Here is a 12,984-nt window from a genome sequence, read left to right as displayed (position 1 = left end):
ACCCCCCTTATTTGCAGAGAATGTGGTTTCAAAATCGCCTTGTTTGCAGTTTCATCTCTCGATGTTTGCAGTTCGCTACAGTTAGACGTGCGATCGGATGAAGAGTACAGCAACGGTAACGTGCCTGGTGCTAAACACATTTACGTGCCACATTTAGAAGAGCATCTTGACGAGTTAGATAAAACTCAAACTATTGCCACCTACTGCGGTAGCGGTTATCGGGCTTCAATCGCTGCAAGTATCTTACAGAAGCATGGCTTCGAGAAGGTAATTAACGTCCCTGGTTCGTGGAATGCTTGGCAGGCAACTTCGCTACCTATCGAGCGGCGTAAGGATGAAGCAGTCAGCATGAAGTAGCTTGCACCTAGACAAGATTGTCGGGAGCTAAGACACAAGGGTAATTGGGATCGCCTACTTCGACTTGAAGCGTGACGTGTTCGATGCCGAAACGGTCGTGCAGTTCTCGGCTGACTTGAACGAGAAACCCATCGCCAGGATGACCTGCGGGCATGACTAAATGAGCGGTGAGGGCAGTCTGGGTCGTACTCATTGCCCAAATGTGTAAGTCGTGAACTCCAGACACATCAGGACGTTCGGATAAATAGGTGCGGACGGCTAGCGGCTCAATCCCTGCTGGAACCGCATCTAAAATTAAATTGAGAGACTCTTGGAGCAGTTGCCAGGTAGTAAGAAGGATGACGGCAGTGACGATTAAACCGATCGCTGGGTCAAACCACAGCCAACCTGTGGCAACAATGGCAATGCCAGCCAGGACAACTCCCACAGACACTGCTGCATCGGCAATCAAATGCAAAAATGCGCCTTTGATGTTTAAATCGCTCTTACTACCTGCAAGAAACATCAAAGCACTGACTGTATTGATGATAATTCCCACTGCTGCCACAAAAATTACAGTTCCGCCTGCGACAGGAGCAGGATTGCGAAACCGCAAAATCGCTTCCCAGCCAATGCCGCCGGAAACAACCAGAAGAAAGCTGGCGTTTAAGAGTGCCGCCAAAATGGAAGAGCGTCGCCATCCATAGGTGCGGCGTGAGGTCGGTCGGCGACGGGCGAGGAGGGTAGCTCCCCAAGCAAACAGCAGCCCTAGAACATCGCTGAGATTGTGACCTGCATCGGCAAGTAATGCGAGGGAATTCGCTAAAATCCCATAAACCGCCTCTATGACGACAAAACTAGTATTGAGGGCAACGCTGATGATAAAAGCGCGGTTGTAGTTGTTAACCGTAAGATCGTGTCCGTGACCTGGATGACTACGTGCCATGACAAATACTTGCAAACAGAGGAAATTGGAATTAGCTTCAAATACTGCGATCTCAAAAGCGAACGGTCAGATCTGCTGATTCACAAGTATGCTCCATTACAACTGCGAGACTATCTCGCCCAAGAGAGATAACACTACAGCGGGGTAAGGTTTTGGGCGATCGCCTTCTGACTACTTTCCAGCAGGCAGAGAATTTTGAAAGTTACGCGGTCCTTTGTAGCCAGAAAGTTGTGCTAGTTCTGATAAGCTTTGAGTCCCCGTGACAGTTTTACCGTTAATGACCCAGGTGGGATATCCCTGCACCCCCGCAGCTTGACACCGATCTGTTTGAGGATTGTTGCCTTTGGGGTCGCACTCTACATAAGGAATGTCCTTAACCGCTTCCTTACCAAATAGCTGTTTTTGGTCGTGGCAGTGAGAACACCAGAAGCCGCCATAGAAGACTGCGCCAATCTGCTTTAAGTGTTGTGCCAGGGCAATTTCGGCTTTGCCGGATGTGGTAGTAATGGGGTATCCTCCTGATGAGGGTTGCTCCGTACTATGGCTGGAGTCGGCGATCGCTGGGTTCTTCACGTTGGCATAAACTCCTAGCGTGCCTACAAGCACGATCGTTGCCACGATAAATCCGGTGAATAAAAGTTGACCGATATCCTGCCAATCCCGTCCGAGGAGCGCCAAAATAAATAGACTAGCTGAAAGGATTGCCGAGCCAACACAGTAGATACAGACTGCCTTAATCTCAACAGCTAGTAGATACATCAGGTAGCCGCTGAAAACCATCATGGCTGTTCCACCAGCAAACAACAGCAAGCCAGTCCAGTTCTCCAACTTCGAGCGCCGAGCTTTGTTTGACTGTGAATTTACTAGCAGAGGAGCCACAGCGAAGACTACCATGCTGGCGTAGGCAAGAAAACCAAATAACGCTAGTGGTAAGCCAAACACAGTAGCGTAGGGGCTGGCAAGAACAATATCGCAGCCAGAAGTCGGACAAGCAGCAGAGCCTTGAGTGAATTTGACGACGGTGAGATAGGCAGTGACTACAGCACCCACTGTAGCGAGTCCTGCCATTAAAGGGCGCGAGTAGCGATGAATCCAAGGGGTATGTCGGTGCTTCATAAAACTCGTATAACTTAAGATGAAAAAAACCGAACAATGGTACGCCACAAAATACTTACTGGGGTTTTGGGCTGACTTTGAATAGCCGCATCCCATTAGCCGTCACCAGCAACGAGGTTCCCGTATCTGCTAAAACTGCCACAACCAGTCCAACTACCCCAAGCGTACCCAGCAGCAAAAACAGTCCTTTCGTCACCAGAGAAAAGACGACGTTCTGCTGAATAATTGATACGGTGCGACGCGAGAGCGCCACAGTGTAAGCCAGTTTTCTCAGATCGTTCCCAACCAAAACTACATCAGCAGTTTCCAGGGCAATATCGATACCGCCGACAGCAAAGCTGATGTCTGCCGCTGCTAAAGCTGGGGCATCATTGATGCCGTCGCCTACCATTCCCACGGCTCCAGAACGTTTCAGTTGCTGAATTTCCTGAAGTTTATCTTGAGGTAGCAGTTCGGCGCGATAGTCTGCAATCCCGACTTGTTGGGCAATCTGTTTAGCAACAGCAGTGCGATCGCCCGTTAACATCACCAACCTTTTGAGTCCGACTCGCCTCAGCTGTCGCACCGCCTCTGCCGCTTCTAGGCGCAAGCCATCAGCCAGCGCGATCGCTCCTAATAATTGGGTTGGCATTCCCACCAATACAGGCGTTTGACCTAGCAATTCAATCTCACTCAGTATTGCTTCAGCTTCTTTTGATAAGGGAATGCCCCGTTCGGCAAACAAGCGTCGATTGCCGACTAAGTAAGAGAGATCGCCAATCTTCGCTTCAATTCCTTTACCAGGTAACGCCATAAACTTTTCGGGAGTCTGGAACTCAACTCCTTTAGATTTAGCGTCGGTGACAATTGCTTTAGCTAGAGGATGTTCCGACTGCTGTTCTAAACTAGCAGCCACCTGAAATACTAGCTTTGCGCTCGTCTGTCCCACAGCATAAACCTTCTGCACTGTTGGCAACCCTTGAGTGATCGTGCCAGTCTTATCAAAGGCAAGACCAGTCAGATGCCCTGCCGTCTCTAGTGCGTTGCCACCCTTGAACAAAACTCCTTGACGAGTTGCCGCGCCAATAGCACTGACAATCGAAACTGGAGTGGAAATGACTAAGGCACAGGGACAGGCAATTACTAGCATGACCAAGGCACGGTAGAGCCAAACATCGGAAGGTTGAGCGAATACTAAAGGTGGAATCAGGGCGATCGCGATCGCCACTGAGATCGCGATGGGAGTGTAGACTGCTGCAAACTTATCTATCCACTGCTGTGAAGGAGCGCGGCTTTCTTGGGCTTGTTCTACCAAATGAATAATTTTGGCTACAGTCGTATCGCTAGCGGTGTGGGTGACTTTGACTTCTAAAAAACCAGCTTGATTGAGCGTCCCTGCATAGACAGCATCGCCAGGAGCTTTATCTTCTGGGATTGACTCTCCAGTAATCGGTGAAGAGTCGATGGCGCTTGTCCCTGACACAACTACACCATCTAATGCCAAGCGTTGTCCTGGTCGAATCGTCAAAATTTCACCGACTCTAATACTTTCGACGGGAACCGTCATCTCCCGCTCTCCCCGTTTGACGGTAGCAGTGGGTGGAGTCAAGTCAAAGAGAGCGCGAATTGCGTTGCGGGTGCGACCGAAGGTGAAAACTTGCAGTGTCGTCCCCAAGGAAAATAAAAAGACGACCAGCGCCCCTTCAAACCAGTCACCTAAAATGACTGCCCCAATTACCGAACTTGTCATCAGCAGATTCATATCGGCGCGGCGCAAGCGTAACTCGAACAAACCTGCCTTTGCAATCGGATAGCCAGCAACGACTATACCGATGCCATAAAAAGCCCGTGCGATCCAAATCGGCAGGGTTAATTGTTGAGCCAGTAAGCCGAAAATTATCCCTACGCCTGCCAGGATGACGCTCTGCCCTCGGCGGTTCGTCATCCAGAATTTCCAGTTGATCGGGTCGGTTTTGTGGGTTGGCGTGTTAGCTATTTCAGCCTGATGATGTTCGCGATCGTGACTATGGTTGTGGCAGTTGTCGTAGCTGTGACGATCCAAGCTGACTTGGGGGCTTTGTTCAACCGTATAGCCTAGACTTTTAACTCGGTCAGAAATGGTCGTCTCGCTGACTAGATTCGGGTTATAGGCAACCTGCAAGCGTTCGGTGGCAAAGCTGACCGATACTGACGCAACACCAGGAATTTGCTGCACCCCCACTTCAATTGTTTTGGCACAGCTACCACAGTCCATCCCGCCAATCTGAAGCATCTGGGTTTTAAGGTCAGGAGTTTGAGTCATGGCAGTTTCTCATCAACCGCGATCGAGTTTAACTGCATTCTATTCCAATTACCCTCACTTATGAACAATTATTCATATATACAATGATTCTCATTTTAGATAGCATAATGAGAGCGATAACCATGCCTCAAACTCGAACTTTTGAAGATGGACAGGCGTAAGAAAAATTCAGCTCGTCACCTGCTACCAACTCCTGATGTACCGACGTGTGAAACTCAGATGGTGCATCTCGAAAATGTCCGCTCTTGCCAGTCAGAGATCGTAACAACAGCCAAGGCTCAGCAGATGGCAGAATTTTTTGCCGTACTAGCAGATCCAAACCGTCTGCGTCTCCTATCTGCACTGACTTCTCAAGAGTTGTGCGTTTGCGACTTAGCGGCATTGACGAAAATGACCCAATCGGCTGTTTCTCATCAACTGCGATTGTTGAAAGCCATGCGTTTAGTCAGTTATCGTCGAGAAGGTCGCAACGTTTATTACGGTTTGGCAGATAACCATGTTATCGATCTTTATCGTGGAGTTGCTGCTCACTTGGAAGATTCTCCAGTTTAATTTCGTAGATTTTTGAGCGAGCTTTGACTTGAAATTTACATAGCAACGCCAAAAACTAACCGTTATTTGCGAGGTTTTAAATGAAATATAAACAGCTTACCCAAGTACAAAACTGGTTACGCCCTATTGTCGTAGGTGCTGCTATTGGAGTAGTGATGGTGACTTATCCAGCAGTAGCAGTAGCGGAGAGATTGAAAGACGATTCTTCGCTGGTCACGCTTCTAACTCAATCGGTAAGTATCAGCCAGAACGTGAAGAACGAACGAGCAATACTACCTGCAAGAGGGCGAGAGATGGTTGTGTATCGCAGTCCATCCTGCAGCTGTTGTGGTGGGTGGATTGACTATATGAAAAAACAGGGTTTTCAAACAAAAGTCATACTCACATCCGACATAGAAGCAGTAAAACAAAAGTATAGCGTTCCCGATCGCCTCGCATCTTGCCACACGGCAGTCATCGATGGCTATGTTGTCGAAGGACACGTACCAGTTCATGATGTTAAACGGCTGCTGCAAGAAAAGCCAAATGTTGTTGGTATATCCGTTCCTCAAATGCCTGTAGGTACTCCTGGGATGGAGATGGGAGACCGCAAAGACCCGTTTACCGTGTTTTCCTTCGATCGCCAGGGTAGAGCTAAAGCCTTTAATAAGTACCCATCCTCGTGAGGCGCGATCTGTCAAAAAATAGCTTCTGCGAGAATGCAATCTCACTCAACATCTATTGCACCTGATGCAGAGATTGATGATGCTGGCAAAAAATCTGAGATTATGAGAAGAATATGAAAAATAATCTTGGTTAAATGAACGACGATGCCAGAAAACCGCCCCAGCCTACCAGAAGTTCACCGCAGTATCAAAATTCCCAATAGTAGTGGCTTTTGGCGCAAGATGCTTGCCTATGCGGGACCAGGGTATCTCGTTTCCGTGGGCTACATGGACCCTGGTAACTGGGCTACAGATATTGCTGGCGGGTCTAAGTTTGGCTACACGCTATTGAGCGTAATTCTGCTGTCGAATCTGATGGCGATCTTGCTGCAATCTCTATGCGTGCGTTTGGGTGTTGCTACCGGACGAGACTTAGCACAGGCTTGTCGGGACTATTTCAATCCAAAAGTTAACTTTTGTTTGTGGGTACTGTGTGAAATCGCGATCGCCGCTTGCGATTTAGCCGAACTACTAGGTAGTGCGATCGCCTTACAGCTCTTATTTGGACTGCCTTTAGTCTGGGGAGTCTGCATTACAGCTCTGGACGTGCTGATGTTATTGTTCCTGCAGGGGAAAGGCTTCCGCTATGTGGAAGCTTTGATAATTATGCTGGTAGCGACAGTAGGGATTTGCTTCGGCTTAGAAATTCTCTTCTCTCGCCCCGACGCGGCAGAAATATTGTTAGGGTACGTACCTAAGCGGGAGATTTTACAAAATCCAGAAATGCTCTACATTGCTATGGGCATTTTAGGTGCAACCGTGATGCCCCACAACTTGTATTTGCATTCCTCAATCGTGCAAACTCGCGATTGGCAACCGACAGCAGAAAAACGGTGGGAAGCAATTAAGTTCGGCACAATTGATTCGACTGTAGCTTTATCGCTGGCACTATTTATCAATTCAGCGATTTTGATTGTTTCTGCCGCAACATTTCATTTTTCTGGTTATCAAGATGTGGCAGAAATTCAAGATGCCTACAAATTACTTTCTCCACTGTTAGGAGTCAGTGCCGCCAGTGCGATTTTTGGTCTTGCCTTACTTGCTTCTGGGCAAAGTTCAACCCTAACTGCAACTTTGGCAGGACAGATCGTGATGGAAGGTTTTTTGCAACTGCGCCTACCACCTTGGTTGCGTCGTTTAGCTACCAGGCTGATCGCGATCGTTCCAGCTTTAATTGCAATTGTTTTTTTTGGCGAACGAAGTACGGGGAATTTATTAGTTTTCAGTCAAGTGATTTTAAGCTTACAGTTATCGTTTGCGGTGATTCCGTTGGTCATGTTTACGAGCAATCGCCGCCGCATGGGAGAATTTGTCAATCCCCTATGGCTGAAAGTTCTAGCTTGGTCAGTCGCTACAATTATCGTCAGCTTAAACGTTTGGCTGCTTTTGCAAACCTTTTTAGGCTGGCTGAAGCTATAGAATAGAAACTTCCGCTCTTTGCCTTCTTTTGCCTTAGTTTCAAGATTTACGGTTGTACGGGAGGTTTGGCTGTTGATGGCTGTTGGATCGTTTGTAGAAAAGTCAACGCTTGTTGGTGGGCGGGGACATTTCCCTGAGCTGAAAAAATTCGCGCTGCTTGCTGTAGATCGGCGATCGCTCCCGATTTATCTCCCAATCGATAGCGAACCGTGCCACGATTACCGTAAGCCTCAGCCATCTCAGGTTGGAGTTGAATGGCTCGGTCGTAATCGGCGATCGCTGCTTTGGCATTTCCCAGCCCTGAATGTGCCAGTCCTCGATTGTAGTAGGCATCGGCAAAATTGGCATCAAATCGTAAAGCCGTGTTAAACTCTGCCAGCGCGCCTGGAAAATTGCCTAATTCTATCATTAAGGTTCCCCGCTTAGTATAGGCATCGGCGTGACGGGGATCGATTCGCAGTGCAGAATTAAAGTCTGCCATTGCTGCTTTATATTCTCCTAGTGCAGCACGGGCAAGACCTCGGTTGCAGTAAGCTTCGACGAAAGTCGGATTGAGCTGCACGACTCGATTAAAGTCTTCAACTGCTCCGTGCAAGTCGCCGCGATCGCTCTTTTCCACTCCTCGATCGAATAAGTCCTGAGCGTTTGTCTCGGTTGCAGGCATTGGCGATGAAGGGTAGTTAGGATTTACCACAGATGCAGCATAGACAGCAGGAGTCAGTCCACCCAAGGCAGTGGCTATTCCTAAAATGGCGATCGCTCTACTTATGTTGTTCATGAATTGGCTCCACAGTTAGAGAACAACCTCAGATTCGTTAGAGAGTATTTCCTGCTAAATGGGCTAGTTCTACCTAAAACCGGATCGAGCAAGGAAAATACGATGTAGATTGAATTCAAATCGGACTTGAAACCGTCGTTGGCGCTCGGGGGCTTACGTCTAGCATAACAAGAGACAGTAATTGAGTTAGCACCTTTAACTCTCGCTGTTGTGAGATTGGCTGGAATTTCCTACACCTAATGCATCCTGCCATTTGTCAGAATAGCGTGGTACGAGAATGCGGACATCGGGATCGGGCAACCCAATCCCTGCATGTTTCAAAGCACCAACGATCGCCATTCTGACTGCTGAGGTTGTAGCCACAAAGTCAGAACGTCGCGAGTCAGTCCAAAAACGCACTTCGATCGCAACATCATCCTGCCCTAGCTCCCGTATCCGCACGGAAACTCTTGGTTCTGCCAACACTCCCGCAGCACTCTGGGCTGCATCTGTGACAACATTCACAACTTTTTGTAAGTTGCTATCATAGCCGATAAATAATTCCACGCTACTGCGGCGGATGGGAGCATCTGTATTGTTGATAATGCGAGAAGTAAAGACTTCTGCATTGGGAACGAGAACCACGCGCCCGTCATAGGTACGTAACTGGGTTGCCCGCAATTCGATCCGCTCGACACTCCCTTCTGTCTCACCCACGACGATCTGGTCGCCTAACTCAAACGGGCGCAGAATCAGGATCAAAATCCCGCTGACGAAATTAGACAGGATATCTTTGAGGGCAAAACCCAAGGCAAGTCCAGTTAAACCCAAGCCAGTCGCAACGGTGCGCGGATCGAAACCAAAGGCATCCAATGCGACAATTACACCTAAAGTCCAGACAGCGTAGTAGGCGACCTGCTTAATCAGGTTTTCCACGGTTAAATCTTCCACAATATGACGGAAGATAATCCGCATCAACCAACGTACAGTAGCGGCGATCGCCCAAAATAATCCAATGACCAACCCAGATGCGATCGCACGCGGGATAATCGCGATCGCAGATTCTAGCAATCGCCCAAAGGCAGTCGCAATCGATGCCTGGACTTCAGCCACAAATCGCCCCCAAGGGGAGAGCCGCCGCCCACTCGCCTGCTTGAGGGCGATATTAATTGCTTGCGACCATTGAGTTGCTAGAGCATTAACTGTAGTCAAGTTATCCTGTGCGTCGGTTGGGGTGACGGTGACTACGGGTACTCCAGCGATTGTAATCACGCGCTCAGCCCGATCTGCTCTGGTTGTCTCAATTTGGGGTGCGGCGATCGCTGCTGGATTTTCTAATAACCTATTCATCCGTCGCTCGATTTGCCGCGCCCTCGCTTCGGCATCAGTCTTCTCTACTGCACTAACGCGAAACACCGAACGACCGTCAAGACGTACAGTCACTCGTTCGTCTTGCGCTCCTACCGAACTAGGAATAATTGTTGTCGTCAGGATAGCAAACAGCAGTAGCCAACTCGCAGCAATTTGTGCCAGCTTTTGTTGACGGCTCGCGATCGCTCTCCTGTTTTTGGGCATGACAAGTCCATTCTTCTTCCTAAAAAATAAAGCGTGGCTCCACAATTGTCGTCACGCTTGAGTCAGAAATAGTAATGCTAATTTGCTAGCTTTTATCTCCTTGCTGCGGCTCAGAATACTCAAACTCACAATCTCAATGTTGCGAGCAGATTGAAAAGGATCGAGTTAATCAGGCTCAAAGCAATGGAACCGAGTAAGGCACTCCAAATTCCCCACCGCAACCGAAATCCCGTAACGAGAGCAGCAGCTAGACCAAAAATAATTGCATTCAAAACAAATAGGAATAAACCTAAAGTTAAAAGAATCAAAGGAAAGGTAAAAAATCCTAAGATCGGTCGCAACAAAGCGTTCAAAACTCCAAAGACTGCGGCGGAAATAGCTGCTTTGCCAAAACTGTCAATTTCTACCCCTAGCGGTAGCCGCGCAATAATTAAAAAGCTAATGGTAGTGACTAACCAGGTGATGAGGATGCCAAGCATAATAAATATCTAGAGAATTGGCGATCGCGTAAGACATTCAGAATTCTCAAATTGCGAATTCTGAGCGTAATACTTATTCTAGTTTCCGCTTGTCAACTCTTAACACTAGAATTCGGCAAAGTTGTAGCCGACACCAATCGCTAGCTCGGCACTGGTATCGCCAATGTTGTTCATTTGGAAATAGCAAAATTCTTTTCGCCGCACTTCATATTTCCCTAGAGTCAGAAATAGCGACATTGAATAGTCAACCACATCGTACAGGCTAAGCTTGGAGGCTTTGCCCCAGCAGGAGCAGCACCAAGAGGAAGGTAAGGTTGTAAGTAAGGATAGCGGACTAGTTACGACTTTTTGAATCCGATGCAAGCAATACTCGTCCAACGCGCTAACCCAAAAGTGAAGGGATAGCAACGAATATCGGACAATCCTGCTTCAGCCATCAGATGAGTTACTTCCTTCGGACTAATGCAACCATTTCCCCAATGCCATTGAATGCACCACCCCAGCAAACCTGGACGAGTCACGGTAAGAACGATCGGTGCTTTTGGACGCAACAGCCTGACCATTTCTTGGAGTCCTGCCCTCGGATTTGATAAATGTTCCAGCATATGGGCGCTCAGAACTAAGTCAAAGGCGTTGTCATCAAATGGAAGGCGATTGACATCGCTTTGGCAGACTTGGCAATCTACTCCTGAGCGAACTAATAACTGGTTTGCCTTTGCCAACATCTCTGGGGAGATGTCTACGCCTGTAACGTGTAATTTGGGACTCACGGTTTTAGCTAGAGCCAGACTGAAATCAGCAGTACCTATGCCGCAATCGCAAATAGTTGAGCCATCCTGCAAATGAGCTAGCACACCTGAGTGTTGCAAAGATTGGAACAATTTCGCGTAGGCACGGCTATAACCCAGCCATGTGAGGTGACGATGCCAGCATGGAGCCGCTGTGTTATACATCCGAGTCAGTTGCTCGGTGGTGGGATAAACTCGCCCAATCGAGATTTGCCAGTATCCAATGACCCATTCCATCGCTCGAATTCTCAACTGCTACTTTAGCTTCAATGTCGCTCTGTAGTAGCAATAGATCGCTAGTCAAATGGATAGTTGGAGGACGATTGAAAGGATAGTTTTGGCGAGCGCAATGTCAAAGAAAAGGGGCTAGTATAGCGCCCCTACGCGAATTTATTGCTCTAATATTTGCAGCAAATCGTTTGGAATAGACATGCGCTCGGAGTCACTGATGTTAACTCTGCCATCTCGAAGATATCGCTTGCGTCCAAACAACAAAGTGAGAGGAATAGCCAACACAGTTGGGATTATTTGACCAGCTATTTCTTTCACATCTCGTTGCTTCCACGCTAATTTGAGCATTTCCCAGTGAGCGATCGCGTGCGGCAAAGGATCGGCTTGACCGAGAATGTGCGCTCGCTGCAATGCCGTCCATGCATCTGCAAAATTTTCAGTTCCAATGGCAGCTCGCGCCTGACGTATTTCTGTTTCAAAGTGCTGGCGCACAATTGTTTTCATAATTTTTCGTCCTTTCGATCTTTCTAATTTCCATGTTGCAATCTCATCGCCATTAGCCACTAGCCAAAAGGATAGTTAAGAGGATAGTTTATTAGACAGAGTTTTGTCTCACGCTCGATCGCTGAAGGGATGTCATGCAAACAAGATTTATACTTGTCGTCAGTTCTCTGATATTACTTCCAGTTGCGATCGCTGGTACTTTTGCACGTTTGAGTGCTGCGAGCCAAACACCTAGATCGCCGTATGTCGAGCGATTATCTAGCCCGATTCGCGGGTTAAGTACGCGAGAAGTTGACGATTTATTGAATGGGCGTGGTGCAGGGTTCGCACGTATGGCTGAGCTGAATGACTATCCTGGACCAAGACACGTCCTCGATCTCAAAGAACAACTTAATCTCTCTGCCAAGCAAACTCAGCAAGTGCAAGCCGCGTTTGAAAAGATGAATGTAGAAGCTAAGCGATTGGGACGAGAGATTGTCGCTCAGGAGCAGCGTTTGAGTATAGCTTTTGCTAACAAAACCATTGCACCAGCCAAGTTACAAACCCAAATCGAAGCACTTGCAACACTGTACGGTAAATTACGCCAAACACATTTGCAAGCTCATTTAGAGATTACTCCTCTACTCTCATCCAAGCAAATCGCCACCTACAATGTGCTGCGAGGCTACACTGATGGTAAGACACCGATTAGACACCACGGCAACTGATAATTCGGCATCTGCTACTCAATTCTTGTGACAGTATTTAAATTCGACGTAGAGCATCCCGAGCCGTCGTACCTCTATACTTAAGGTCGAGCAACCCGATTTACGCCAACAGCCCTAGTTCTCTCGCTCTTGCTACTGCTTGCGTGCGGTTGCTAACATCTAGCTTGCCATAGATATTGCGGGCGTGCCATTTAATCGCGGCAAGGGTGACGAAAAGTTTATCTGCGATCGCTCGATTGGAAAGACCTTGAGCTAGATGGTGCAAAACCTCCAGTTCGCGATCGCTCAATGGTTCGATGAGTGGCTGAACTTTAGCAGATGTCCCCTCAACATGACTAAAGGCTGCTAACAAGCGATTGACTGATTGAGGATGAATCTCTTCCGCAACAGCTAGGTGTAGTAACTCCGCCATCGGCTGACCTTCATCCACAAACAAACGGATATAGTCTCCTGTATGGGGAAGATCGAGCGCTTGTTGCAGTAGATGCAGCGATCGCTTCCGCTCTCCACGAATGTGCCAAACTATAGCTTGCAGCATCAACACTTCCATTACTCGTGCTATGCGCCCACCTGCTGCGGTGAAATCATA

General features: G+C 48.1%; 15 protein-coding genes. 5 read left to right on the top strand and 10 right to left on the bottom strand.

What is annotated here, in order from left to right; genetic code table 11:
- A partial coding sequence (locus tag DSM107010_RS01365) for a rhodanese-like domain-containing protein (RefSeq protein WP_148125926.1) occupies positions 1–357 on the top strand: 357 nt, incomplete at its 5' end.
- 7 nt (positions 358–364) lie between these two features.
- On the opposite strand, the gene DSM107010_RS01360 is transcribed toward DSM107010_RS01365, so the two are convergent.
- The 3 genes from DSM107010_RS01360 to DSM107010_RS01350 all read right to left on the bottom strand — a co-directional run bounded on the left by DSM107010_RS01360 (position 365) and on the right by DSM107010_RS01350 (position 4,679).
- Positions 365–1,282: a cation diffusion facilitator family transporter gene (locus DSM107010_RS01360; RefSeq protein WP_106169167.1), complete on the bottom strand. Its 918-nt coding sequence runs from the start codon at positions 1,280–1,282 to the stop codon at positions 365–367.
- A 171-nt stretch (positions 1,283–1,453) separates the two neighbouring features.
- Positions 1,454–2,398: a vitamin K epoxide reductase family protein gene (locus tag DSM107010_RS01355; protein ID WP_106169166.1), complete on the bottom strand. Its 945-nt coding sequence runs from the start codon at positions 2,396–2,398 to the stop codon at positions 1,454–1,456.
- Positions 2,399–2,453: 55 nt separating this feature from the next.
- Positions 2,454–4,679 carry a heavy metal translocating P-type ATPase gene (locus DSM107010_RS01350; RefSeq protein ID WP_106169165.1) on the bottom strand — a complete coding sequence of 742 codons (2,226 nt, stop codon included), beginning with the start codon at positions 4,677–4,679 and terminating at the stop codon, positions 2,454–2,456.
- Between the two features lie 147 nt (positions 4,680–4,826).
- Between DSM107010_RS01350 and DSM107010_RS01345 the strand changes: the two genes are divergently transcribed.
- The 3 genes from DSM107010_RS01345 to DSM107010_RS01335 all read left to right on the top strand — a co-directional run bounded on the left by DSM107010_RS01345 (position 4,827) and on the right by DSM107010_RS01335 (position 7,354).
- On the top strand, positions 4,827–5,231 hold the full coding sequence (locus tag DSM107010_RS01345; RefSeq protein WP_106169164.1) for an ArsR/SmtB family transcription factor: 405 nt from the start codon (positions 4,827–4,829) through the stop codon (positions 5,229–5,231).
- Positions 5,232–5,311: 80 nt separating this feature from the next.
- Positions 5,312–5,896 carry a DUF411 domain-containing protein gene (locus tag DSM107010_RS01340; RefSeq protein WP_106169163.1) on the top strand — a complete coding sequence of 195 codons (585 nt, stop codon included), beginning with the start codon at positions 5,312–5,314 and terminating at the stop codon, positions 5,894–5,896.
- 144 nt (positions 5,897–6,040) lie between these two features.
- On the top strand, positions 6,041–7,354 hold the full coding sequence (locus DSM107010_RS01335) for an Nramp family divalent metal transporter (RefSeq protein WP_127022142.1): 1,314 nt from the start codon (positions 6,041–6,043) through the stop codon (positions 7,352–7,354).
- 46 nt (positions 7,355–7,400) lie between these two features.
- Here DSM107010_RS01335 and DSM107010_RS01330 read toward each other — a convergent pair whose 3' ends face one another.
- The 6 genes from DSM107010_RS01330 to DSM107010_RS01305 all read right to left on the bottom strand — a co-directional run bounded on the left by DSM107010_RS01330 (position 7,401) and on the right by DSM107010_RS01305 (position 11,688).
- Positions 7,401–8,132: a tetratricopeptide repeat protein gene (locus DSM107010_RS01330; protein ID WP_106169353.1), complete on the bottom strand. Its 732-nt coding sequence runs from the start codon at positions 8,130–8,132 to the stop codon at positions 7,401–7,403.
- Between the two features lie 195 nt (positions 8,133–8,327).
- Positions 8,328–9,686 (bottom strand): mechanosensitive ion channel family protein, encoded by a 1,359-nt coding sequence (locus tag DSM107010_RS01325; protein WP_106169354.1) that lies wholly within the window; start codon positions 9,684–9,686, stop codon positions 8,328–8,330.
- 125 nt (positions 9,687–9,811) lie between these two features.
- Positions 9,812–10,165, bottom strand: coding sequence for a phage holin family protein (locus tag DSM107010_RS01320; protein ID WP_106169355.1), 354 nt, complete (start codon positions 10,163–10,165; stop codon positions 9,812–9,814).
- 105 nt (positions 10,166–10,270) lie between these two features.
- Positions 10,271–10,417, bottom strand: a complete 147-nt coding sequence (locus DSM107010_RS40885) for a hypothetical protein (RefSeq protein WP_206751810.1) — start codon at positions 10,415–10,417, stop codon at positions 10,271–10,273.
- A gap of 86 nt (positions 10,418–10,503) precedes the next feature.
- Positions 10,504–11,190: a class I SAM-dependent methyltransferase gene (locus tag DSM107010_RS01310; protein ID WP_106169356.1), complete on the bottom strand. Its 687-nt coding sequence runs from the start codon at positions 11,188–11,190 to the stop codon at positions 10,504–10,506.
- Positions 11,191–11,343: 153 nt separating this feature from the next.
- Positions 11,344–11,688, bottom strand: a complete 345-nt coding sequence (locus tag DSM107010_RS01305; RefSeq protein WP_106169358.1) for a DUF3703 domain-containing protein — start codon at positions 11,686–11,688, stop codon at positions 11,344–11,346.
- Positions 11,689–11,822: 134 nt separating this feature from the next.
- Here DSM107010_RS01305 and DSM107010_RS01300 point away from each other — a divergent pair, with 134 nt between their 5' ends.
- Positions 11,823–12,395, top strand: a complete 573-nt coding sequence (locus tag DSM107010_RS01300; protein ID WP_106169357.1) for a hypothetical protein — start codon at positions 11,823–11,825, stop codon at positions 12,393–12,395.
- A 100-nt stretch (positions 12,396–12,495) separates the two neighbouring features.
- Here the strand turns inward: DSM107010_RS01300 and DSM107010_RS41035 are convergent.
- On the bottom strand, positions 12,496–12,984 hold a 489-nt coding region (locus tag DSM107010_RS41035; RefSeq protein ID WP_241994080.1), incomplete at its 5' end, for a response regulator transcription factor.

The organism is Chroococcidiopsis cubana SAG 39.79, assembly GCF_003991895.1.
Classification (GTDB): Bacteria; Cyanobacteriota; Cyanobacteriia; order Cyanobacteriales; family Chroococcidiopsidaceae; genus Chroococcidiopsis; species Chroococcidiopsis thermalis.
This window is presented reverse-complemented; position numbering and strand designations above follow the sequence as displayed.

Bases quoted from the DNA above. Each gene is read 5' to 3' on its own strand.
- DSM107010_RS01360 (WP_106169167.1), bottom strand. From the start codon at position 1,282: ATGGCACGTAGTCATCCAGGTCACGGACACGATCTTACGGTTAACAAC.
- DSM107010_RS01355 (WP_106169166.1), bottom strand. From the start codon at position 2,398: ATGAAGCACCGACATACCCCTTGGATTCATCGCTACTCGCGCCCTTTA.
- DSM107010_RS01350 (WP_106169165.1), bottom strand. From the start codon at position 4,679: ATGACTCAAACTCCTGACCTTAAAACCCAGATGCTTCAGATTGGCGGG.
- DSM107010_RS01345 (WP_106169164.1), top strand. From the start codon at position 4,827: ATGGACAGGCGTAAGAAAAATTCAGCTCGTCACCTGCTACCAACTCCT.
- DSM107010_RS01340 (WP_106169163.1), top strand. From the start codon at position 5,312: ATGAAATATAAACAGCTTACCCAAGTACAAAACTGGTTACGCCCTATT.
- DSM107010_RS01335 (WP_127022142.1), top strand. From the start codon at position 6,041: ATGCCAGAAAACCGCCCCAGCCTACCAGAAGTTCACCGCAGTATCAAA.
- DSM107010_RS01330 (WP_106169353.1), bottom strand. From the start codon at position 8,132: ATGAACAACATAAGTAGAGCGATCGCCATTTTAGGAATAGCCACTGCC.
- DSM107010_RS01325 (WP_106169354.1), bottom strand. From the start codon at position 9,686: ATGCCCAAAAACAGGAGAGCGATCGCGAGCCGTCAACAAAAGCTGGCA.
- DSM107010_RS01320 (WP_106169355.1), bottom strand. From the start codon at position 10,165: ATGCTTGGCATCCTCATCACCTGGTTAGTCACTACCATTAGCTTTTTA.
- DSM107010_RS01310 (WP_106169356.1), bottom strand. From the start codon at position 11,190: ATGGAATGGGTCATTGGATACTGGCAAATCTCGATTGGGCGAGTTTAT.
- DSM107010_RS01305 (WP_106169358.1), bottom strand. From the start codon at position 11,688: ATGAAAACAATTGTGCGCCAGCACTTTGAAACAGAAATACGTCAGGCG.
- DSM107010_RS01300 (WP_106169357.1), top strand. From the start codon at position 11,823: ATGCAAACAAGATTTATACTTGTCGTCAGTTCTCTGATATTACTTCCA.